Origin of the sequence: Alteromonas confluentis, assembly GCF_001757105.1 — a bacterium.
Lineage (GTDB): Bacteria > Pseudomonadota > Gammaproteobacteria > Enterobacterales > Alteromonadaceae > Alteromonas > Alteromonas confluentis.
Genome location: NZ_MDHN01000029.1, coordinates 135,977 through 159,700, shown reverse-complemented (window position 1 = coordinate 159,700; position 23,724 = coordinate 135,977). Strand labels below are relative to the sequence as shown.

The window sequence follows — 23,724 nt, the reverse complement described above, 5'->3', positions numbered from 1 at the left end:
TCGTTATGAATAAATGAGTGTGTTATCGCTTAGATAACCTGAAAGCCTTGTGGAAACGGCTCGTCATCGTCTATCCAAATCTGGTTAAATCCAGTGGTGTAAGCTGTGCCCTGGATAGACGGGGTAATTGCGGGAAGGTCGCCTAACGTGGTGACTTCCTCGACCTTGCCGATGAAACGGCTTTTGATATAACTTTCATGTACAAAGGTGTCGCCAGCGTTCAGCCGACCTTTTGCGGCAAGATGTGCCATCCGAGCCGAAGTGCCGGTGCCGCAGGGGCTGCGATCGATGGCTTTGTCGCCATAGAACACGGCATTACGGCCGTGGGCGTCTGTGGAAGATGGTTTGTCTGCCCACAACACATGACTGACGCCATTTATCGACGGGTTCAGCGGATGCACCGGCTGATATTGTTCCCGTACCGCCGCCCGGATTTTAGGGCTGAGGTCGAGGATCTGCGCGGCACTGAGCTGGTCCAGCCCTTCGTAATTACCCTGCGGCTCTACAATGGCGTAATAGTTACCACCGTATGCCACATCGACTTTTAAGGTGCCGAGACCCGCAACATCAACAATGATATTTTCTTTGGCCAGATAGCTAGTAACGTTACGAAGCTTTACCCAAAGTACTTTCTGGCCTTTCATCTCGTATTCAACATGAATCAAACCGGCTGGCGCTTCCATCACTAGTTTGCCCGGTGTTTTTGGCGTGATAAGTCCGTGTTCTAAGCCGAAGGTAATAATGCCAATAGACCCGTGGCCGCACATAGGCAGGCAGCCACTGGTTTCTATGAAAATCACACCAAAATCTGCATCAGGATGGGCCGGCGGATAGATGAATCCTCCTGACATCATGTCGTGACCACGGGGCTCGAACATCATGCCCAGACGGATCCAATCGAAATCCTGCATAAAATGCTGTCGCATTTCGCTCAGGCTTTCGCCCCTAAGCTGCGGGTGACCGCCGGTGATCAACCTTACCGGATTACCGGCAGTATGACCGTCGATACAAAAGAAGGTGTGACGCATTTAACACTTATCCTTGTTGCGTAGGACGAGTAGCAGCTGCTTTCTCGACCATATCAATCACAGCCTGGCGGCGTGCACCGGCCAGTGGCATCCGAGGCATACGTACACGCTCACTACCACGGCCCATGATCTCTTCTGCCAGTTTGATGGCCTGAACCAAATCATGGCCGGCATCCAGGTGAAGCAGCGGCATAAACCAGCGGTAAATTTCCAGCGCGCGTTTCATGTCGCCGTTTTCAAACGCTTTTACCAGTTCAACCGATTCCTGGGGGAATGCTGACGTTAAACCTGAAATCCAGGCGCATGCACCCAGCATAAGTCCTTCCAGTGCCACATCGTCCAGACCAGCCAGCACTTTAAAGCGATCGCCGTAGGCGTTGATCAAATCAGTAAAGCGACGGGTATCCGAGGCACTTTCTTTGATGGCTACGATGTTGTCTACATCGCGTAACTTTTCTAATGAGTCCAGACTCATGTTTACGCGATAAGACGTAGGATTGTTATACAACATGATAGGCAGAGAGGTCTCTGCAGCTACCGCACGGAAGTGGGCAACCAACTCATCTTCGGTCGGTACGTAAACCATGCCTGGCAGCAGCATCAGTGCATCAACACCGGCTTTCTCTGCATCCTGCGCGAATTTTATGGCATTGGCGGTGGTGAATTCAGACACACCCGCAATGATTGGTGCCGAACCTTTTACTTCTGCCGCTGACGCAATCACCTTTCGTTTTTCTTCTGCACTCAGTGAGTTGTTCTCACCGCAAGTACCGATAATAACCAAGCCATTTACGCCGTCATTAAGCAGGTTTTCAAAGCCTTTTTGGGTGGCATCGAAATCGATATTTAACTCTTTATCAAATTGGGTTGTGGCTGCCGGGAATACGCCGGTCCATTGTGAATCTTGCATTGCCATTAGTTTATATCCTGTCTACTGATTTATCGTAGATATTATATAGTATACGATATAAAAACAACCCATTGATCTGATTAATTCATTCGGCGGATCTTAAATCGCTCAATATCAAAGGGTTTCAGCTCGCTTTGGCTAGGGTTGCCAGTGATCATTGCTGCCAGTTTTTCGCCGGTAATGGCGCCTAAGGTGAGTCCGAGGTGCTGGTGGCCAAACGCATAATAGAGGTTACTGGCACGTTGGCTTTTACCTATTGCAGGAAGATAATCGGGTAACGTGGGGCGAGCACCCATCCACTTTTTAGCGTCGTCACCAATGGGCAGACCAAGTGCTTTGCAATGTTCGAGCAGTCGTTGCCATTTGCGTTCGTCTGCTGGTGCATCCAAGTCGCTGAACTCAACAAAACTGCAGGCTCGCAAGGTATTGGCGAAGCGCGTAACAATCATTGAGCGGTCTTCAAAGACCAGTGGCGGGGTGTTTGATGGCCACATTTCTTCGGTGCAAGATACTTCCAGGTGATAACCACGTTCGGCAATTAACGGCACGTTAGGGTAAATATGTCGAAGCAAACGTCCTGAAGCTGCGCCAGCACATATCACTACCGCATCAAAGTCGCGCTCGAAAGCGGGTATCACTGCTTTCCCGTTGGCTTGCGTTAACGGAGAAATAGCACGATTTTCCCAGTTGCCGCCATTATCGATAATCGCCTTTTTTAAGGTATCTGCTAGCAGCGGCAAGTTTGTAATTCGGCCGGTTCCGCTGAAAGCAATTCCGTTTTCAACGTGCGCATGGGTTCGCTGCCGGACTAATTCCATCTGGCTGGGGGCGAGGGCGGTAAACTGCGCATTACCGATGTTAGAGCCGGACCAGTGACGGCTAGCCGCGGTTGCAGAGCCTGCAGATTCCCACACAACCCAGTGTCCGGTGCCTTGATATAAATCGGGCACATGCGCACGGGTTGTCAGCGCTTGCCAGCTAGTCTCAGCCTGATTAACCAGTGAAGCCAGTGCTTCGGTACCGGCCTTGAAGCGTGAAGGCGATGATGCACGAAGATAGCGCCAAACCCAGCTTGCTACGCCCGGCGAAAACAAGTTGAAATCCAGTGCACCACCTACTCTGAAAAGACGTTTGGGAGCGGTACGAATAGAGGCGTATGAAGAAAGCGGGGTGACCTGTTCAACGGCTATATGCCCGGCATTATTCCACGAGGGGGCGGTCAGTTCCTGACTACTGTCAAAAACCGTTACCTGATAACCCTGCTCTGACAGCACAAAGGCGCTGATTCGACCAATAATACCACCGCCAATAATTGCGACAGACTTCATAAGACCTCTGATTGAATATTGTAGATTGTATACTATATAAAATCAGTGCGAAGCGGGCAATAGCGTGTAACAAGTTGAATGACATTCGAGGTAATTGAATCAGAAGACACAAAAAAACCGGCAGATGCCGGTTTCTTCAGGAGGGAATTTGCTCGCGTAAGTCTTCGAGCGTGCCTTTGGTGTGTGCTTTAAGCAGCTTTTTAACTGCTTTGCCATCTCTTGCCATCCAGGCATCAAAAATTTCCTGGTGCTCACGAAACGCATTTGCCTCGCGGTTGGGCGGCTCTAAATGCATGCGAACATAACGCTCGCTGAGCAAGTGTAGCCGTTCTAACAGCACCTGTGTGACCGGTTTGTCCGGCATTTCAGTGAGTGCAAGGTGAAAGGCGCTGTTAACAGTAACCGCCTCTGGAGAGCATTCATCGGCATGGTTTTGCAAGTCGATAAAGATCTCTTTTACCTTTTCGCGTTGCTCATCAGAGGCCTTTTTGCATGCTTCAGCAGCGGCGTCTGGCTCGAGACTCAGTCGCAAATCAAACACATCTTCGGCTTCGTTTACCGTTAATGGGCGAACCAGAAAACCACGATTGGGATGAGAAATTAATAATCCATCATGTTCCAGACGGGTAAGTGCTTCCCGAAGTGGGATTTTACTTACGCCTAATGTCTGAGAAAGTGCGTCCTGCCTGATTGGTTTATCCGGCTGCATATCATTTGAGAGAATACGTTCTCGTATGATCTCATAGGCTTGCTCGGAAAGCGTTTTAACAACGATAGCCATTTATTTTTATCACTCCTTTTCTGACCGGATTAGGCAGGTCAGTTGGCCAGGGAATTTAGCATTAACGCATACAGTATAACATTTACCTGTCTAAGGGCGCATCCTGCAGCGAAATAAAAATCCCCCAGCCATAGCTCAGACTGAAGCGGATTATTGTTTATTCCAGTTAGGTGTACGCTGCTGCTTCATCTTTTCGACAAAAAACGCAAATTGACGACGCTGCGCATAATCCACCGGCCCGGTTGAACGCCCAGCCGAGTGCTCACCGTTAGGAATGACCAGCAAGTCGAAGTCTTTACCTGCTTTTATCAGCGCATTGACCACCTGCATGGAAGAAGCCGGATCAACGTTACTGTCTTGCTCACCGACGATGATAAAGAGATCGCCAGTCATATTGGCCGCATGCTCGGTGCCAGATGAGGCCACATAGCTTTCATCAACCGGGTAGCCAAGCCATTGTTCATTCCAGACAATTTTGTCCATGCGGTTATCAAAGCATCCGGCGAAAGCGACGCCTGTGCTATAAAATTCAGGATGGAACACTAGTGCTCCCAGGGTGCTTTGGCCTCCCGCTGAACCGCCGTAAATACCCACACCGCCTGAAATGTCATACCAGGGGTATTTTTCCGCGGCCGCTTTGTGCCAAAGAATGCGATCAGGGAAACCCGAATCACCCAGATTTTTCCAGGCTACATCGTGAAAGGCTTTTGAGCGGTTCGCAGTGCCCATGCCGTCCATCTGCACCACTATGAACCCAAGGTTGGCCAGCGCCTGCATGCCAATCACCTTATCGCCGCCGGAGTGATAACCGAATGGCCAGAACGACTTGGGTACAAAGCTGTCGTGAGGGCCGGCGTAGATATTCTCGATAACCGGATACGTTTTATTTGGGTCGAAGTTCTGAGGTTTGATAATTAAGCCCCAGATATCGGATTTTCCATCACGGGCTTTGGCCACAAAAGTTTGTGGAAACTGAAAACCTGCATCCAGCAGCTCGCTGATATCTGCTTCAGCTACCGTACGGATTGGTGTGGCCTCGCCCGTTTCATATAGCTTGGTGATATTGGGCAAATCGACTCGTGAGTAAATGTCGATGTAATATTGCATGTCGTCGGAAAAATAAACCTCGTGATTCGCCTTTTCTGGCGTAAGCGCAACCAGATCGGTGCCATCAAAGTTAATCCGGTAGTCGTGTATGAAGTACGGATCTTCATCTTTATTCATACCGTTGGCAGAGAAATAAATCTGACGATTTTCTTCATCTACTTTCTGCACATCACGTACGACAAATTCCCCTTCAGTGATTTGCTGTTTCACTTCGCCGGTTTCACCATTAATCAGGTACAAATGGGCCCAGCCATCACGTTCCGAGCGCCAGATGATTTCCTTACCGGCGTTGTCTACATCGTGGAAAAAGCCGGTCCAGCCGTATATGAAAGTCTCGGCTGTTTCGCTGACCATGGCATGCACGGCGCCGTTGCTACGATCCATTTGCAACATTTCTTCCCGCTGGTGGCCGCGCTGAAGGTAACGAACAATGATGCTGTCACTGTTTTTATGCCAACCATAGATCCTCATTTCGTATGCACCAGGAATACGATCGGGGGCGATGACAAATTGCTTTTTCGTCTTTAAGTCAATAATGACGGGTTGATCGAAATCTACCTTATCGCCAGGTTTTGGGTAGAGCTGGGTAACAACTTTGGGTTGCACCTGATCTTCGGGAGAAGACACCACCCGGGTGACATAGCGAGGCTCTCCAGGAACCACTTTCATGGTGCTCAGTGCCTGGCCATCGGGGGAAAAGCTAATAGAGTCGATGTCGTAAAAATTATCTTTTACGCCATCGGTGGTGCGGTATAACTGATTACCGTTGGCGTCTGAAATCAGCAGGTTGTATCCGTCCTCGGTGACGTTCAGTTCTCCATTCCCAGAGGTGATCACGGCGTCGGCCCGACTGACCCGTAAATCGCGAACTACCCCAAAACCCCGGGGGCGGGCATCGCCAAAGGAGCGCTCCGCGCAATGCATTGTGGCCAGTTCGCATTCCCAGGGCTCGTAGTGTAAGGAAAACTGAATGGCGGTTTCGTCGTGGTTAAATCGGAAGGTTTCAAACGGCAACATTAAGGCTGACATCTCTTCACCGGCGGCCTTACTGAGTGCTTGCGCCAATGCTTCCTGATCGAATGCGGGGCGGATTTTTCCCGTTTCAGCATGTTGAACAAAGTAACCAAAGCCGCCCTCAACGGACTGACGGTAGGCAAATTCATGTTTTTCGTTCAGCCACGAAACAGGAAACATCAGATCCCGGGTTTTGGTGATCCAGTTTTCCCGTAGTTTTACCGATGCATCAAAATCACTTTTTGTTAGCGGGGCCGCAGTAACACTGAGTGTTAGAGAAATGGCAATCGTTGCCCCGAATAGCTTTTTCATGGGTTCGTCCTTGTCTTAATTATTTTGACGAGCTTTGTAGTTCATTCACTGTTGCTGGTGCTTCAGGTTGTTGTTTTTGTTGTTGGTCTTTAGCAAAACTAAACCAGTTAGCATAACCGTAAAACACGGAAATAATCAAAACAGCAAAGTGATACCACAAGAAAGGTAAATAGGTGGTGGTAGCGACGCCCAGTGTGGTTGCCATAAACACGCCGCCATCTGTCCACGGCACCATAGGCGTAGTGAGTGTGCCGCCCGCTTCGGTATTGCGCGACAATACGCGGCGATCAACGCCCATTTTGTCGTAGTTCTTACCTGTCAGTGCGGTTGCGGTGATCAGTGACACATAGGCTGCGCCACCCAATACGTTGCCCAGAAAACCTGCAAACAACGTAGAAACGCCGAGTCGTCCGGTGTTAGTAGCCCAACGTTCAAGGCCCGCTGAAATGCTCGACAGCACACCGGTTACCTCCATTAAGCCACCTAATCCCAGCGCCAGCATAACCAGTAAAATCACTTCCAGCATAGACGTAATGCCGCCGCGGTTAAGCAAAATATTAATGAAGTCCACATCAGAGTTAATGTGGTTGCCACCGTAGAGAGTAGAAATGGCGCTGATTGCATCCATGCCTTCGAACATAATGGCCCAAACCACGCCGAGAACGGCACCGAAAAAAATGACGGGAACCGATGGAAGCTTCATGATTAATAAAGCAACGACTGCAGCGGCGGGTAGCAACATATACCATGCAATGGTGTACTCGGCGGCGATGGCGTTCATGACTTGCTGCGCCTGTGCCGTGCTGCCATTATGGGCAAGAACGTATCCTGCTATGAGGAACAGCACACCGGCAATGATAAACGCAGGCACACTGACATACAGCATCGAGCGAATGTGAGAAGTGAGCGGCACTCTGCATAAGGATGCTGTCATTACGGTAGTATCTGACAGTGGGGAAAGCTTATCGCCCACATAAGCACCACAAATTGCGGCGCCAGCGACTAAAGGTAATGGCAAACCAAATCCTGCGCCAATGCCAATCATGGCAATCCCTGCGGTACCAATGGTACCGAACGACGTGCCTGTCGCCAGAGACGTCACCGCACAAATAATGAAAGCGGCTAAAAGGAAAATGTGCGGGTTCATTATCGATAAACCCGAATAAATGATGTTCGGCACAATGCCGCCTGCCATCCAGCTACCAATGAGCGCGCCTACCGCCACCAGTACCAGAATGGCCTCCATGCCGTGGCCGATCCCTTTGCAGAGCCCGGCCTGCATTTGTTCGTAGCTGAGTCCCAGCCGTTTTCCCATGGCAATAATTATGAACCACGCGGTAATCAACGCTAATTGAATGGGCAGGGCGAGAACCTGAACAAACAGAAAAATCGCGCCAATTATACCTGCTGCAATGACCACAATTTCCATAATGGTCGGGAGTCGGTGAGACTGCTGCATAGACACCTCTTATTGTTATTATTAATAGGGGATTTTACTTGTCGTCACTGGTGAAACTGGTCGAAAAGCGCCACTGCGTTTCGTAATCACGATCAAAATCCTTTTCTTGAATCAGCAAACGCAATACCTCAATGGGCATTGTGTTTTCTTGCATCACCCGGTCGTGGAACTGCTTTTCTGTCCAGCCTTTGGCAAGCATTTCGTTACGCAAAGCATTGAACTGCAAGCCACCAATCATATATGCCAATTGATAAAGAGGGACATAGTTAGTGGCAAATGAACGGCGAACTTCTGCCTCTGCATTAGCGTACTCATGACCCACTTCATTTACCAGCATATCAATGGCTTGCTGAGGTGTTATCTCACCAAGATGATATTGCAGTGAGAACATGATTCTGGCACAGCGGTGAATTCGCCAGAATAGCATGCCCATTTTTTGTTCTGGTGTGGTAGCAAAATCTTTATCCCACAAGATAATTTCCCAGTACAGTGCCCATCCTTCGGTCCAGAAAGGGTTGCGGAATGCCTCGCGATACGGCTTGTGGCGTTGATTCATAAAGAATTGCAGGTTGTGGCCCGGCAGTAACTCATGCTGAACGGTAGGGTACGAAAAGTTTGGATTATTTCCGCGCATGCTCATGAGTTTGTCGGCATGGGTCATTCCTTCGGTTGGGTACGAGATACTGATATTGCGTCCACCGGTGAAGAACGGATTAACCTTCTGGCGTTCCGGCGTCATCATAATCATTCGCCACGTTTCTTTTGCCAGTGGTGGTAGGGTGATCAGGTCGCGGTCTTCAACGAATTTTACTGAATGCTCAAGCAAGTCATTAATGGTTTGCGGTTGTTCACCAGGCGGCACATAGGTGTCTTTCACTGCTTCGAGTGCGGCCTTCCAGTCATCACCGTAGCCCATTTCCCGGGATGCCAGAATCATTTGCTCTTTGCACCAGTCAAATTGCTCTTTAGCAATGTCTATCAGGTCTTCAGGGTCGTAAGCGATAAAAGAGGCGCGAAGCTGATCGATTAGGGCTTGCTTGCCAATGGGGTTGCCAATAATGCCGCTGCCATCATCCTTTGTGGTATCGCTGGTGTAGTTTTCGGCAAGGAAGGTGGCGTATCTGTCGAGGTTGTTGATGAGATCGTTGATGGGGGTTTCCATCCACCAGGTAAATTGCGGGTCGTAATCGTTATAAAAGTGAATCGCTTCTTCGAGCCCGCTCTTAAGGTCGAGAATAACCTTTGCGGCTTTATCAGCTTTCTGCCAATCGTTGTAAGGTGACTTTTCCTGCTTTGCCTTTTGAGTATTTATCGCCTTTACTGCATGGGCAAAGTCGGCGGCCAGTTGCTTGGCATCCGGTCTTGCGCCTCGTCGTCGGGCATCGATAAATGCATACAATGGTGAGGCAAAGTTTGCGACGGCGGCAACGTCCTGATATCCCTTGTACGCATTTTTCGTGCTTATAAGTAGATCTTTGACTTTTGCGTTAAGCAACAAGTAGTCGACTTTAGCTTCCTGGTCCATTTCATCAAATGAAAGGCCTTCCAGTTTTGCCTGCCAGTCCTGAAGCAAAGCCAACTCCCGCTGATAATAACTGGCTTTTTCATGTACGCGGTAAAAATTGCTTATAGCGCGTTGGTCTGCCTGAAAGGCACTTACGGTATCTCCCATTTCGCTGGCTTGAGCCAGGCTAGAGAAAAGGGCAGCAGTACAGGCTGCTATAAGAGTTCGCTTCAACTTTACCACGGTATATCCTTGGTTAATTATTATGGGATAAATAATACCGTATACTATATATTGTTTTGGCGCAACACAGGCCTGGTTCAGAAAAGTGTCGTTAACCGTAGAGAACCGCTACTTAACCGGATTCAGGCTTTGTGCGATAAATCCGAGATCGCAATCACCCTATCGCAGACGTTATTCAACTGATGAACATCATGACTGATAAACAGCAAGGCGCAATGCATTTCTCTGGCTTTAGCGATGAGCAACCGGGTGACCTTTTCTGCAGTGATAGGGTCGAGTCGGGAAGTCGGCTCGTCTGCTACCAGAAACTTCGGTTTTAATAACATCGCCCTCAGTAGCGCAATGCGCTGTAGCTCGCCGCCGCTCACTTCTGTGGCTGTGCGATCGAGCAAATTTGGCGTGAGTCCGAGTTCAAGCGCCAGTTTATCCAGCGGCGGCGGGTTTAGTTTATGTAGCTTAATAATATCGTGAAGTAGTGTTCGTAAGGTCGCTTCCTCGCTAAATGCTGCAGGAGGATCTTGATAGAGTTTCAGTTTTTCATGACGCGCCAGCGGTTGATGAAAACGAATCTCGCCGCTCACGGGGAGTAAACCTAGCAGGGCATCGGCAAGGGAGGACTTTCCGCTTCCGCTGTCGCCATACAGACCAACAACCTCGCCAGCCCCGATTTCAAAATTCACCTGCTCTAGAAGCGTTTGGTTACCTCGCGCTAACGAGAGGTTTTTCACTGATATCAGCGGTGAAAACGTGTTTGTTTGTTTTTCCTGGTGCGGCCAGTTTTCCGGCGCCGCGTTGATAAGTGCTCTGGCATAGGCGGAATCTGGCTGCGAGCAAATTTTCTCTGCATCTCCGCTTTCAACTACCACACCTCTTTGCATAACCAGGGTTTTACCGCCCAAAGCTTTGGCAACCTGTACATCGTGAGTGATGGTAAGCAAACACCCCTTTGCTTTACGGGCTTTCAGTAACGCAATAATGTCATCTTTTCGGGCGGTATCGAGCCCTTTAGTGGGCTCATCGGCAAGAACAATGTCGGCCCCTGTGGCTGCGGAACAGGCTATTGCCGTGCGCTGCGCCATGCCACCTGAAAGTTGAGCGGGGACTTTTGGCGCATGTTGCTCCAGCCCGACTTTTGCCAATAATTGATGGGTATCTTCGCTAGCTGTAGCGGGTGTGGCGCGCTTCACATAGCGAAATACTTCGGCAATCTGATGCTTTATTTTCATCAGTGGACTGAGTGCCCGCCAAGGTTCCTGGGGCAGCATAACCAGGGTTGTTCCCCATAAAGAAGCCGCCTCTGACGCTGGCATTTCCAGCATTTCTTTACCATCGACTTTAACCGAACCTGATACGGTTAGCATCGGCGGTAAATTCCCCAGAATAGCCAATGCCAGAAGACTTTTCCCTGAGCCGGTTTCACCCAGAATGGTTAGCGATTCATTCTCCGATACGGAAAGTGACAAGTTGTTTATGATCACGCCTTCTGAAGAGTGAATAGCGAGGTTCGTAACTTCAATGCGCTTCATTAGCGTGCTTTCCCCGCCAGCAAATGAAAGCCAAGCACAATCAGAAACAACAGGCTTATTGGTTCTAACAGCAACCAGGGCGCTTCGTGGTAATACGGGAATAATTCAACAATCATCAGGCCAAGTTCCGGTGTGGGTGGTTTTAAACCTACGTAAACAAAACCCACAGACGACATGGCTACCACCGAGGTTGCTGCACCAAACGCTGCCAGGGAGAACACATCGGCTTTCAATGCAGGCCAGATATGGCGGCGGAACAAGTAGAATTTGCCAAACCCCATCAGCATCGAAGACTGCAATGCCGGACTGGCTACCTGATTCAACGCAATTGCCCGCACCAAACGGAAGTATTCCACCCAGAGCACCAATGAAATCGCCAGGTAAATCATCACAAAGGAGCCAGGGACGACGGCGGCAAACACTAAAATCAGCACCAGTCCTGGTAACGCCAAAATGGTATTAGCGAAAAAATTCAGCACGTTGTCGAACCAGCCACCACGCCAGGCGGCTGCGACACCGGCAAGTACGCCAAGCACCGCAGAGGTGACAACGCAAACAAGGGACAGTGTGAAGGAAATACGTAATCCGCCTGCCAGTCGGGCAAACATGTTGCGGCCGAACTGGTCTCGCCCCAGCGGTGCCTGCCAGTCTGGTGATGCAAATGCCTGCGCAAGAAATTGTTGGTTACCATCTATTGAGAACAGAAACATTTCAGCCACTGCAAACAGGGCAAGACAACCTAAAATGACTGCACCTGTGCGTTGCTGCGTAGACAGTTTGCCGATGAAGGTCATGACTGGACCTCCTGTTGTCTTGGGTCGAGCAAGTAATAGCTCACGTCTACCAGCGCATTAATCAGTACAAACAAGAACCCCATTACCAGTGCTGTGCCTTGCAACATGGGAATGTCTCTGGCGAAAACCGCGTGGGAAAGGCCATGGCCAATACCCGGCCAGGCAAACAGGCTTTCTATCATGATCACGCCTTCAATAAGGCCAATTAATTGAATGCCCATGAAGGCCAGGGCTGGCAGTAAGATGTTCGGCAGTGCATGGCGAACGAATGCGCGACGGGATGAAAGACCTTTGATTCGGGAGAACTCAAACCACGCTGAATTCACGGCGGTTCGGGTACTGTTGCGGACAACTCTGCTGGACACCGCCGCTAAACTGATCGCCAGCGTAAGAACGGGTAAAATTGCGTAAGGCGCACCACCGTACCCGGCCACGGGAAACCAGTTCAACTCCATAGCAAACAGAAAAATCAGCAAGAGTCCCAGGCAAAATACAGGTTGCGAACGCACAAAGGTCGACATGGTCAGCGAGGCTCTGTCCCATCCGCTGTCGGCCTTAACGCCACAAAACATGCCCAGTGGAAACGCAATCAACGCAGCCACCACAATAGCGCATCCGGCCAGTACCAGGGTGAAGCTAAGCTGATTTTGTAACTCTACAATAATGGGGGCGCCGGATACCAGGCTGTTGCCTAAATCCAACGAAAGTAAATCCCAGAGCCAGTGCAGATATTGCTGAAACGCGGGCTTATCTAGCCCTAATTCTGCCGACACGGCATTCGCCGCGGCCGTGCTTACGGCGTCATCGCCATAGCGCCCAGCGGCAATTTTGTAAGCCATATCTCCTGGTAACAAACGCACCAGAATAAAAGTAAGGGTACCCACACTCCACATCATTAAAATGGCCTGGAGCAGGCGATTCAACAGAATGCGCTTCACGGCTCGCTCCTGATTTGCAGGTCAGCAATGCGAAATGAACGCTCGTAGGGGTCAAAGCTAAAGTGTTGCAAGCGGTCGGATACCGCTGAATGTTGCATGTAATACACCACTGGAATGAGCGGGAGATCGTCATTAATAGTGCGAATAACGTCACGGGCCTGCGCGGGAAGTGAAGCCTCGCTGGTTTCCCGGCCAATTTGCTCAATGCGTGAAAAGAGTGATGGGTTTTGCCAATTCATCGGCCCCCATTCACCACCCTGTTCGCTGGTAAAGTCGGCCAGCAGGATGCCGAGAGGGTCGGGGATATTGGCGAAATTACGGGCCATTAATGCAGTTTGTAAGGTGCCGTCGGTGTGACCTGAAGGAATAGCGCTGGAATTTTCCATATGCACATTAAGTTTCACACCAGCCTGCGACCACTGGTCCTGAATCGCGGTGGCGATGATGATGAGCTCAGGCCGGTTAGCGTAAGTGATCATGTTCATCTCAAGCGACTTGCCGTTACGATAACGTACGCCGTCGTTGGCGAGTTGCCAACCAGCCTGTTCGAGCAGCGCTTTCGCCTGCTTTAAAGATTGCGAAGGGGGTGGCAAATCATCCATATGCCAAACGCCCATGCCTGGACCAAATAGCTGATTGGCCTCAATGCCGGGAACGCGCAGGATACCGCTGGCGATACCGGTACGGTCGAGGGCCAAACTCAACGCCTGACGTACTGACCTATCCGCCAGTATTGGATCATCCAGATTCAATTTAATCAGTGTGGTGCGGGGAATGAGTTCGCTGAACACAGATACAGAATCGTCTGATTTCAGCATTTCCACCGCGGCAGGATCGAGATTATAAACAATATCCGCCTGACCCGTTTTTACCATCAGAGCCCGCGTTTCAGAGCGGTGGCCAGTAATGTATTCCACTTCTTTAATTGTGCCGGGGCGTCCCCAGTAGTCGTCGAACCTAATCGTTGAAATGTTGTGGGGAGGTTGGAAGTCAGTAATTTTATAGGGCCCTGTGCCAATGAGCGCCGTCATGCGGTTAAATTTCCCGAAGGAGGCCGGTGACAAAATAGCCATGGTGTAATTAGACATCAAAGACGGAAACGGGCGATAGTGCTGACTGAGTGTAAATACAACGGTATGGGCGTCTGGAATGGTGATGTCTTTTACTAAACTGGCGTCGAAAGGCACCGGTTTCCCAAATGCGACCGCGAGACTTTTGCGTACGACCTCTGCATTCATTGTACTGCCGTCGTGGAACTTTACGCCTTCGCGCAAATGAAACGTCCATTCGCTAAAGTCATCATTGCTCTGCCAGCCCGTCGCCAAACCTGGTCGTAGCGTACCGTCATCATTTACATCAACGAGTGTTTCAATAACCTGCATGCGAGAGAAGATGTAACCCGAACTGGCCGGGTCATAACTAACCGGCTCGAAAGGGCCGCTAATCACTATTTTGTCCGGTGAGCGCGGTGGCGTACAGGCAGTAAGCGAAAGTAAAGTGGTAAACACGATAACGATAAGGCGAAAAGAAAATACGGCTGGCAAACTGGGCATTCCAAAAAGTGAAGCGAGGAAAAATCACCGCGGAGTATGACAAATCCGCGGAGTTAAACCCAGTATGCAGCCGTTCAATGTGTTGTGCTATGGGGTGGAATACGTAGGATTAATGCATCGCAAAGAGTGCAATCACATTTCTTCACCGTCAGAACTACATGCGTAATCTGGCTAATTGTCTGCCCCGTTCCGACGCCGGAGGTATCGGTAGACCGACGACGATGTAACGTTTTGTGGGATTCGGTGCCACGCTGTTGAAGGGGTAACAGGTGATAAGCTGCACTTCATTTGATGCGGGGTCAATCACCCAGGGAGCGCTGTCGATGTCCACAATGCGGGTGTCAGCAACACGATAGTGCTGCCAGCGCCCGTCTTTCTGTTGAATGTTAAACACTTCGCCAATGGCAACGTGCTCCAGAAAGCGAAAATGGGTGTCACGGTGCGCGCTGAAAACTTTGGTTCCCTGCTCGCCGGGTAAGGCGGTACCATCGAGGTGTCCCGGGCCAAACGCCAGGCTGCTGCCGTGGCTGCCCGCTAGCGCATACAATTTTTCATTCTGCGATGGAAAGTGAATCGCCGCAACGGGCCAGGTATCTGCCCATGCCCAGGGCTTCTGTTCGGCGCCGGTTTCAAGCGTATCTTCCCAGGCTCCTTTAATTAGCACCTGAGCAACAACAGCTTTGCCTGATATCCATAAACTGTCGCCAAAACACAGCAGTGCCGCTGCTAGGAAGATGGCTGACAGCAGGCCCGCAGGCGTGGCCTTGCCAGCAAAAGGCAACTTAATCATGGCGATGTCTCCACTGAACCAGCAGAATTCCCAGACCCGCCAGCAAACAAAGCGCGCCTATCCACAGCATCAGTTGTGCCCGGGTTGCCGTGCGCGGGTAGGCCAACTGCTGCCCTTGGGCGAGCATGTTGGGAACAACAGCGCGCAAAGGAGGGCGTAATGCGCTGTCGTTTCTGGCTATTTGCGTATCTACTGCAACAAAAGCGGTGAAGCGGGAAAGCAGTCGATGGGTCAACGCAACATCAATGATCTGCGATTTGACGGTATCTTCGCTGAGTTCTCCGTTGCGTCCAAGATCTTCAATATGCGCGATTTTCTTTCTTCCCCAGCGGGCACCAATCCCGTTAGTGTTGGTGACCTGCTCGCTGCTTACTGAACGCCGCCACTTCTTGGAAGCGGTCTCGCCGGATACGCTTACCGTGTATGGCATATCGCTTAGTCGTGCAAAAGATAACACCGGCTCATCACGATATAAATCCGGTACATTGGCCGGGAACAATTCAGCGTCCTGTGGCCAGCCAATGCTGATGTTCTTGGCCACACTGCCGTTCAATCGGTCGAACAAACGGTTCATACGTTGGTTCACTTCAGACACGTCGCCAATATATTCAAATGTGCCCCGTCCATATTCTGCAGCTTTTGTCATGAAGTAGCTGTTCGGTGCTGAACCGATACCCACGGTAAACAAGCGCTTTTGTTTAGCTTGCGCTTTTATTTGTGAGAACAGGGCGCTTTCATTACCCACAGCACCGTCGGTGATAAATACCACCTGCTGCAAACGCTCCGGCTCGTCCGATTGCATAAAGGCGGCAGAGAGTGCCGGTGCCATTTGCGTACCGCCTTCGGCTTGCAGTGCGGCAATCCAGCCTTTGGCCATGCGAGTGGTGGCTTCGTCGGCTATCTGCGGCGAAGCAAACATCGACAGAGGACGGTCGTTAAATGCGATCACGTTAAAGCGGTCGTTTAGCGTTAACTTGCTAACCGCTAATTGAAGACTGGCCTTGGCCTGAACGATGGATTGTCCCTGCATTGAGCCAGACGTGTCGATAATGAAAATGATGTCTCTGGGTAATGCTTGCGGCTGGGGATGTTGCGGAGGCATTACCATTAACATGGCGTATTTTTCGTTACCCAATTGCTGTTGGAATAAGGCGGCAGTGGGGGAAGCAGAAGCAACCGGTGACCATTGCAACACGAAGTCCCGGTCCATTTCACTTTGCCCCTCTTTTAAATAAATATGATGTCCTTGGGCTTCTTTGCGGATATCTAGTTGATGATACAGGGCGTCAATACGAGCAAGTTCGAGTCCTGCCTGAAGAGATACGGTTAGCGACAGAGGGTTGCTGTGGCCTGATGATGCGGTGGCGATGGGTGGTGTAATAAGTGGCGCGTCATCCACTTCATCGGTAGCCAGTGCCCAACCTGCAAATCCGGATAGCTGTGAATTCACTACCTCAACGGGGGTGTCTGCCAGTTGCAGTGGCGTGCCAGGAACAAAACGGGGCGTTAGTGTGGTGGGCAGACGCCAGCTGAAATGATCTCGCTGAAAACGGGCTATATCCAAAAAGCGGAGTGTGACTTCAATTTCTTCACCAGGAGGAATATTGCCAATACGTTGGGTAAACAAATTTGGCCGTTGTTGTTCGGTCAGTGCCGCCCGGCGACCTTCTTTCACGGCTTTTTCGAAAATTTTTCGGGCATCGGCACGTTCTTTTATTTCGCCTTTGATTATGCGCTCGCCAATTCGAATCGTCATGTCGTTCACCGCTGCATTTTCTGGCAAGGGAAAGGTGTACACGCCATTCACCCATTCATCGGAGCGATTTTTAAACCGCTGGTGATAAATAACATCTACCAATAGCCCATTTATTTTTATGTCGGCATGGGTATTCAGGTGCAGTACATCTGCTCTCAGGCCGTTATTGGCATACGCTGTGAGCGCACCTGCATCAACAACAGGGGCGTTCTCTGGATCGCCCTCTGCCTTCACGTATAAGGCGGCGATTGCTGTGCTCAGCCCCACTATTAGCAGAACCAGGAAGCGCCTAAATACGGCAGGTTTGCGTTTAGGGTAGGGGTCGAAGATAAGGTCTCTGGGGATCCGTTTTTTAATCATGTGTGTGATTCCTTGGCTGATGTCATGCCATTTCAGCAAAGGATTCTGGCGATGCCAGCGAACAGTTATGGCGAACAGGAAATGAATTAAGGCGAATTATGGAGTAAAGTGAGTAGCAGACTCATTGTTATCGTATTATCGGCTACCGGCTTCTATGACCCCATCCCAAAAACCTAAAAGCAGTATGATTACAGCACCTTATCGCTGGTTGTTAATGCTGGGAGCAGGGATCAGCCTTACTCTGGGCTTTATTGGCGTGGTGGTGCCGGGCATGCCAACCACGGTTTTTGTGCTCATTGCAGCCTGGTTGGCTGCCAGAAGTTCGCCATCTTTGGCACATTGGCTGGATAACCATAAAGTCACCGGGCCGATTATTCATCACTGGCGTAATGGGCGTTGTATGCCGCGACGGGCGAAATACGCCGCAGCTATCGGCATGTCGATATCCGCAGTCATTATGGCGTTCAGCAGTACGCCAACCTGGGTGATGGTTGGAACTGATATTGTAATGCTGACAGTCCTTATCTGGTTGTGGCGATTACCGGAGCCACCACCGGCAACCGGCAGCTAACAATGAGTACCAACCGCTCTCATAACGACCCGGCTTTGCGGGCGCTTTACCAGGCGCTTGAGTCTTTGGAGGCGGATTTCCGCAATGGCATCAGTGAGTTCACATTGATATCAAGGTTACAGAAGCCCCCGTTTGAACTGTTAGACGAGCAAGCACTGCGAGACAACCTGTTGTTGTTTCAATGTCATTTCGTGCTGTTCAATTTACTGTATACCCTGCAGGTGCAATGGGCCAAGGAAGGGAAAGGCTGGCTGGACATTCTGGCTACCAATATTGTGTTGCTGCCCGCACAAGATCTTTCAAACCGACTCACGCTCCCTGATCCACTCAGAGTGTACTATCTAGACTGGAATAATCTGGACGCCACCCAGCGTGAGGATGTCGACGAATTGATTGCGGGTTTCTGGGTGAAAATGGGGAGGGCAGCTACACCGGTTGTCACTTCGGGCGAAATGGCACAAGCCAGAGCATTACTGGAAATCAGCGAGGAGACTGTTCTCGACAGAACATTAGTGAAAAAGCACTATCGTCGACTGCAGCACCTTCATCACCCTGACAAAGGCGGAGATAACACCCATTCCCGCCAATTGGTATGGGCCTATGAAGTGCTCATCAGCCATTGCTGAGCGTCGTATTGAGTAGGTTGCTCTGACCTATGAATGCGAAGGCGTACGCAACCCGCCAAAGTAAATCTTCATAATTATGGGGGCGCGCTTTTGCATGTCGAATTCTTCAGGCGCTTCCAAGTATTCGTGTAATACGCCGCGCATGAAACAGCTCATAGCAATCGTGTAATCTTCTGCGCTAATATCATCGGCAATGTGACCCAATTTGATAGCGCGTTTGTAATAACCTGCGAAGGCTTGCATTTTTATTGCTTTCGCTTTGACTTGTTCTTCCTGGCGGCATTCCAGCTCGCCACTGTAATCACATTTTAACAAGAAAAGCGTAAGTGCTTTACGTTGCTGAATATCTCTGTCGAGGTCTAAAAAAATATTGGTACAAAGCTCCTGTAATTGGCCGACAGGATTCGGGTGTTCAGCTTCCAAACCTTCCATGATTCGCTCAATAAATGGAGTATGTAGACTGTCGTGAAGCGCGTCGAAGATCTCCATTTTGTTTTTGAAGTGCCAATAAACGGCACCCCTTGTCACTTCTGCTCTGCGCGCAATTTCTTCAAGGGATGCTTTGGCAACGCCACGCTCTGAAAAGACGTCCACGGCCGCTTTTAAAATGGCCTGTTTAGTGAGTTCGGCATCTTCTTTTGTTCTGCGCATAGGATTCTCCACGAGATTGACAACATACATACAAGAACGTATCTTTAAGAAAGTAAACTTTTATTGCACAATTGTCCAGCCTTTCAGGCTGAATCAGGAAGACTCACTGTTATGAAAAAACTTTTGTTAACTACCGTCACGGCTATCGCTCTGGCTATTGTCGGTGGCTGTTCGGATCAGAGTGAACAACAGGCTGCACAGGCAGGTGCAGGTCAGCAACCGGCACCCACGGTTTCAGTAGTCACTGTGCAAAATCAGCCTGTTGAACATCTGGTCACACTTCCTGGTCGTGTTAGCCCAATGCAACAATCGCAAGTACGTCCGCAGGTTGAGGGTGTACTGACCGAGCGTCTGTTTGAAGAAGGGGCGCAGGTAGAAAAAGGTCAGCAGCTTTATCAAATTGATGACGCCCGCTATGCCGCCCAATTGGCCAGCGCCAAAGCTGATCTCAAAAGTGCAGAAGCCAACCTGAAAACCTTAGAAGCACGCTCTAATCGTTATAAAGATCTACTTACCCGAAACGCGGTAAGTCAGCAGGAATATGATGATGCGCTGGCACAAGCACAACAAGCCGAAGCGCAGATTAGCGTAGCCCAGGCAGCGGTAGATCTGGCTCAGGTTGATCTTGATTTTACGAAGGTTTATGCGCCAATTAGTGGTCAGATAAGCCGCAGTTATATCACCGTTGGTTCACTGGTTACCGCTAGTCAAACCCAACAACTGGCAACGATTACCCAGTTAGATCCGGTGTTTGTCGATATGCAACAAAGCGGTAAGAGCGTACTTACGTTACGCAGAGCCATGCAGCAAAACGGCTCGCTTCCGGTAAAACTTATCCTTGATGAAATCACTGGCGAATCTTACGAACACGACGGCAAACTCAAGTTCTCGGAGGTGACGGTTGATGAAACTACCGGTGCGGTAGCTCTTCGTGCTGAATTCCCTAACCCCGATTCTCTGTTAATGCCTGGCTTGTTTGTTAAGGCAACGGTAATGCTGGGTAATTCCAATGAATTGCTGGTTCCTCAGCGCGCTACTACCCGTCAGCCAGATGGTTCGATTGGTATTATGACGGTAAATGGCGAAAGCAAAGTTGTGCCCAAAACGATTGTTGTGGGTGATACCTACAAAGATCAATACATCGTGAAGTCTGGTATCAATAGCGGTGAGAAAGTCATCGTCACCGGATACCAGAAAGTGCAGCCCGACATGCAGGTAAATGCAAAACCTTGGCAGTCACAGAACAATCAGTAATCGCGATTAATTAAGGCAGGAACACATTTTTTATGGCACGTTTTTTTATTGATCGTCCTGTATTTGCCTGGGTATTAGCCATCATCACAATGATGGCTGGTCTCCTGTCTATACAAGGGCTCCCCATTGAACAGTATCCCAAGGTAGCGCCGCCTACGGTAAGCATTACGGCGCAATATCCGGGGGCATCCGCTGAAACCATTGAGAACACGGTAACCCAGATCATTGAACAAAATCTGACGGGTATCGATAACCTCCGTTACTTCACTGCCAGCAGTGAAAACACGCGGATGACTATTACGCTAACCTTTGAGCCTGGTACAGACCCAGACACGGCGCAGGTTCAAACGCAAAACAAAGTGCAAAGCGCCATGTCGCTGTTACCGAATCCGGTGCAGCAGCAAGGTGTTGTCGTGAATAAATCTAACGACGCGTTTGCTGTGGTAGTTGGCTTCTATTCTAAAGACGGGAATCTCTCCCAGTTTGATCTCAGCGACTTGTTAGTGTCTGACTTCCAGGACCCGATTTCGCGGGTCAATGGTGTGGGTAATGTTCGTGTATTCGGTGCGCAGCGCTCTATGCGGATCTGGCTGGACCCTGAAAAACTGTACAGCTACAACATGACCCCTGTAGACGTACAAAGCGCGGTTCAGACCCAGAATACCGATATCTCTGCGGGCCAGTTAGGCGGTATGCCAGCAGTAGAAGGTCAGCAAATTAACGCCACCATTACTGCGCAGTCTATCTTGCGCACCGTTGAAGATTTCGAAAACATCGTATTGCGTGTGAACACCGACGGTTCCCAAGTGCGTGTTAAAGACGTTGCCCGGGTTGAACTGGGTTCTGAGAACTACAGCTATATTGCCCGATATAACCGTCAGCCTGCCTCGGGTATGGCGGTATCGTTGGCGACCGGCGCAAACGCACTGGATACCATTGAAGCCGTGAAAGCGAAAGTAGCTGAGATGGCGCCAGACCTGCCTGAAGGTGTGGAAGTGGTTTACCCGGTAGACAGCTCGCCATTCATTAAACTGTCCATTGAGTCAGTGGTAAAAACACTGATTGAAGCCATCGTGCTGGTATTCTTCGTGATGCTGCTGTTCCTGCAAAACTGGCGCGCGACCCTGGTTCCTACCATTGCCGTACCTGTCGTACTGATGGGTACCTTCGCGGTGCTGTACGCGTTTGGTTTTACCATCAACGTGCTCACTATGTTTGCCATGGTTCTGGCCATTGGTCTGTTGGTTGATGATGCTATCGTGGTGGTAGAGAACGTCGAGCGGATCATGGAAGAAGAAGGCTTGGACGCCAAAGAAGCAACCAAGAAATCCATGGGCCAAATCACCAGTGCGCTGGTGGGTATTGCTGTTGTGCTTTCCACGGTATTTATACCAATGGCATTTATGAGCGGCTCTGCAGGTTCTATTTACCGCCAGTTCTCTATCACTATCGTTGCGGCAATGGGCTTCTCTGTATTGGTTGCGATTATCTTATCGCCAGTACTGTGTATGTCGCTGCTGCGCAAAAAGGATGTACTGAACAAGAAAGAGACCGGTTTCTTCGGTTGGTTTAACCGCAATTTCAACAAAGGCCGCGACGGCTACGAACGTGCTGCTACTGGCATGGCTGGAAAAATCAAACGCTTCCTGCTGATTTACGTTGTGCTAGTGGGTGGTATGGGATTCATTTTCACCCAACTACCAGGTTCATTCCTGCCAGATGAAGATCAGGGCCGGGTAATGGTGTTGGTGAATGCGCCTCCGGGTTCAACCGCTGGCCGTACACTGGAATCGATGAAAACCGTTGAAGATTTCTTCCTCGACCAGAAAGGTGACATGGTTAAAGACATGTTTACCATCGTAGGCTTTAGTTTCACGGGTGCCGCTCAGAACTCCGGTATGGCGTTTGCGCACTTAGTCGATTGGGAGAAGCGCGATGAATCACAAAGTGCTTTCGCTATTATCAATCAGGCATTTGGCGCTCTATCGCAAATTCAGGATGCCAGTGCATTCCCAATTCTGCCACCGCCCATTCGTGAACTGGGTAACGCGACCGGTTTCGACTTCCAGTTAGTCGACCGTGGTGCGAATGGTCACGAAGCATTAATGAATGCTCGTAACCAGTTCCTGGGCATGGCCGCACAGAATCCCAAACTGACTGGTGTTCGCCCGAACGGTTTGAGCGATGTACCTGAGTTTAAGATTAATATCGATAGTGAAAAAGCGTCGGCGTTAGGTGTCTCGTTAAGTGATATCAACAATACACTCAGCATTGCCTGGGGTTCAGCTTACGTAAATGACTTTATCGATAACGGCCGAATCAAGCGTGTTTATATGCAAGCGGATGCGCCATACCGAATGGACCCAGAAGATCTGGAAAAATGGTTCGTGCGCAACGGCGACGGTGACATGGTAGCGTTCAATGCGTTCTCGTCAGTCGAGTGGAACTATGGTTCGCCTAAACTGGAACGTTTCAACGGTGTTTCATCGGTAAATATTCAGGGTAGCCCGTCTCCCGGTATCTCTTCTGGTGAAGCTATGGCTGAAGCGCAGAAACTGGTGAAGCAGTTGCCGCCAGGCTTCGCGCTGGAATGGTCTGGTTTGTCATATGAAGAGCAGGAAGCTGGTTCACAGGCACCTATGCTATACGCCATGTCAATCCTGGTCGTATTCCTGTGTCTTGCAGCATTGTATGAGAGCTGGTCGGTACCGTTTGCGGTACTGATGGTGGTACCTCTGGGTATTCTCGGTTCTGTGGTCGCCGCTTTCATCTTCGGCTTACCCAACGACGTATACCTGCAGGTTGCTTTCCTGACCACGGTGGGTCTGGCTGCAAAGAACGCCATTCTTATTGTTGAGTTCGCGAAAGAGCAGTACGACGAAGGCATGGACTTGATTAAAGCTGTTTCGTTAGCCGCATCACAGCGTTTCCGCCCGATTTTGATGACCTCAATGGCCTTCATTCTGGGTGTGACGCCACTGGCAATTTCCAGCGGTGCGGGTGCAGAAAGTCAGAACGCCATTGGTATTGCAGTAATGGGGGGGATGTTTGCCGCTACCTTCCTGGCAATCTTCTTTGTGCCTATGTTCTATGTGATGGTGGTGAAGTACTTCGGTGCCAAGCGTCAACCTCACGAGGAAAGCTAGCTCTGGCTAGAAACGCAAAATCATAATTCATCGTATCACCCCGCATTTCGCGGGGTGATTTTTTCTGTTTGGC

At 50.1% G+C, this 23,724-nt stretch carries 18 protein-coding genes; 4 read left to right on the top strand and 14 right to left on the bottom strand.

Going from position 1 to position 23,724, the window contains the following annotated elements; translation table 11 throughout:
• Positions 1-29 precede the first annotated feature (29 nt).
• The 13 genes from BFC18_RS12420 to BFC18_RS12360 form a co-directional block, all read right to left on the bottom strand.
• Positions 30-1,028: a 4-hydroxyproline epimerase gene (locus BFC18_RS12420; protein WP_070125875.1), complete on the bottom strand. Its 999-nt coding sequence runs from the start codon at positions 1,026-1,028 to the stop codon at positions 30-32.
• A 7-nt stretch (positions 1,029-1,035) separates the two neighbouring features.
• The gene (locus BFC18_RS12415) at positions 1,036-1,944 is read right to left on the bottom strand and encodes a dihydrodipicolinate synthase family protein (RefSeq protein ID WP_070125874.1); all 909 of its coding nucleotides are present in this window, start codon (positions 1,942-1,944) and stop codon (positions 1,036-1,038) included.
• Positions 1,945-2,018: 74 nt separating this feature from the next.
• Complete coding sequence (locus BFC18_RS12410) at positions 2,019-3,266, bottom strand: NAD(P)/FAD-dependent oxidoreductase (RefSeq protein WP_070125873.1); 1,248 nt, start codon at positions 3,264-3,266, stop codon at positions 2,019-2,021.
• Positions 3,267-3,402: 136 nt separating this feature from the next.
• On the bottom strand, positions 3,403-4,047 hold the full coding sequence (locus BFC18_RS12405; protein ID WP_070125872.1) for a GntR family transcriptional regulator: 645 nt from the start codon (positions 4,045-4,047) through the stop codon (positions 3,403-3,405).
• 150 nt (positions 4,048-4,197) lie between these two features.
• Positions 4,198-6,078: a prolyl oligopeptidase family serine peptidase gene (locus BFC18_RS12400; RefSeq protein ID WP_425388385.1), complete on the bottom strand. Its 1,881-nt coding sequence runs from the start codon at positions 6,076-6,078 to the stop codon at positions 4,198-4,200.
• A 421-nt stretch (positions 6,079-6,499) separates the two neighbouring features.
• Positions 6,500-7,939: a Na+/H+ antiporter NhaC gene (nhaC, locus tag BFC18_RS12395; RefSeq protein ID WP_070125870.1), complete on the bottom strand. Its 1,440-nt coding sequence runs from the start codon at positions 7,937-7,939 to the stop codon at positions 6,500-6,502.
• A gap of 34 nt (positions 7,940-7,973) precedes the next feature.
• Positions 7,974-9,686, bottom strand: a complete 1,713-nt coding sequence (locus BFC18_RS12390; RefSeq protein WP_211481026.1) for a DUF885 family protein — start codon at positions 9,684-9,686, stop codon at positions 7,974-7,976.
• 122 nt (positions 9,687-9,808) lie between these two features.
• Positions 9,809-11,212, bottom strand: coding sequence for an ABC transporter ATP-binding protein (locus BFC18_RS12385; protein ID WP_070125869.1), 1,404 nt, complete (start codon positions 11,210-11,212; stop codon positions 9,809-9,811).
• On the bottom strand, positions 11,212-12,006 hold the full coding sequence (locus BFC18_RS12380; RefSeq protein WP_070125868.1) for an ABC transporter permease: 795 nt from the start codon (positions 12,004-12,006) through the stop codon (positions 11,212-11,214). The genes BFC18_RS12385 and BFC18_RS12380 overlap by 1 nt, the downstream gene beginning before the upstream one ends.
• Positions 12,003-12,944 (bottom strand): ABC transporter permease, encoded by a 942-nt coding sequence (locus BFC18_RS12375; RefSeq protein WP_070125867.1) that lies wholly within the window; start codon positions 12,942-12,944, stop codon positions 12,003-12,005. Before BFC18_RS12375 ends, BFC18_RS12380 begins: the two co-directional genes overlap by 4 nt.
• Entirely contained in the window at positions 12,941-14,488 is a 1,548-nt protein-coding gene (locus BFC18_RS12370; RefSeq protein WP_245680375.1) for an ABC transporter substrate-binding protein, read from the bottom strand. Before BFC18_RS12370 ends, BFC18_RS12375 begins: the two co-directional genes overlap by 4 nt.
• Positions 14,489-14,651: 163 nt before the next feature.
• On the bottom strand, positions 14,652-15,287 hold the full coding sequence (locus BFC18_RS12365; RefSeq protein ID WP_083273056.1) for a class GN sortase: 636 nt from the start codon (positions 15,285-15,287) through the stop codon (positions 14,652-14,654).
• Positions 15,280-17,403, bottom strand: a complete 2,124-nt coding sequence (locus BFC18_RS12360; protein ID WP_070125865.1) for a marine proteobacterial sortase target protein — start codon at positions 17,401-17,403, stop codon at positions 15,280-15,282. The genes BFC18_RS12365 and BFC18_RS12360 overlap by 8 nt, the downstream gene beginning before the upstream one ends.
• Positions 17,404-17,587: 184 nt before the next feature.
• On the opposite strand from BFC18_RS12360, the gene BFC18_RS12355 reads away from it, so the two are divergent.
• Both BFC18_RS12355 and BFC18_RS12350 read left to right on the top strand, forming a co-directional pair.
• The gene (locus tag BFC18_RS12355) at positions 17,588-17,974 is read left to right on the top strand and encodes a YbaN family protein (protein ID WP_139139010.1); all 387 of its coding nucleotides are present in this window, start codon (positions 17,588-17,590) and stop codon (positions 17,972-17,974) included.
• A gap of 2 nt (positions 17,975-17,976) precedes the next feature.
• Positions 17,977-18,600: a DNA-J related domain-containing protein gene (locus BFC18_RS12350; RefSeq protein ID WP_083273055.1), complete on the top strand. Its 624-nt coding sequence runs from the start codon at positions 17,977-17,979 to the stop codon at positions 18,598-18,600.
• A 27-nt stretch (positions 18,601-18,627) separates the two neighbouring features.
• On the opposite strand, the gene BFC18_RS12345 is transcribed toward BFC18_RS12350, so the two are convergent.
• Entirely contained in the window at positions 18,628-19,251 is a 624-nt protein-coding gene (locus tag BFC18_RS12345; protein WP_070125863.1) for a TetR family transcriptional regulator, read from the bottom strand.
• 111 nt (positions 19,252-19,362) lie between these two features.
• Here BFC18_RS12345 and BFC18_RS12340 point away from each other — a divergent pair, with 111 nt between their 5' ends.
• Both BFC18_RS12340 and BFC18_RS12335 read left to right on the top strand, forming a co-directional pair.
• Positions 19,363-20,505: an efflux RND transporter periplasmic adaptor subunit gene (locus BFC18_RS12340; protein WP_070125862.1), complete on the top strand. Its 1,143-nt coding sequence runs from the start codon at positions 19,363-19,365 to the stop codon at positions 20,503-20,505.
• 32 nt (positions 20,506-20,537) lie between these two features.
• Positions 20,538-23,651, top strand: a complete 3,114-nt coding sequence (locus tag BFC18_RS12335) for an efflux RND transporter permease subunit (protein WP_070125861.1) — start codon at positions 20,538-20,540, stop codon at positions 23,649-23,651.
• The last annotated feature ends 73 nt before the right edge of the window (positions 23,652-23,724 follow it).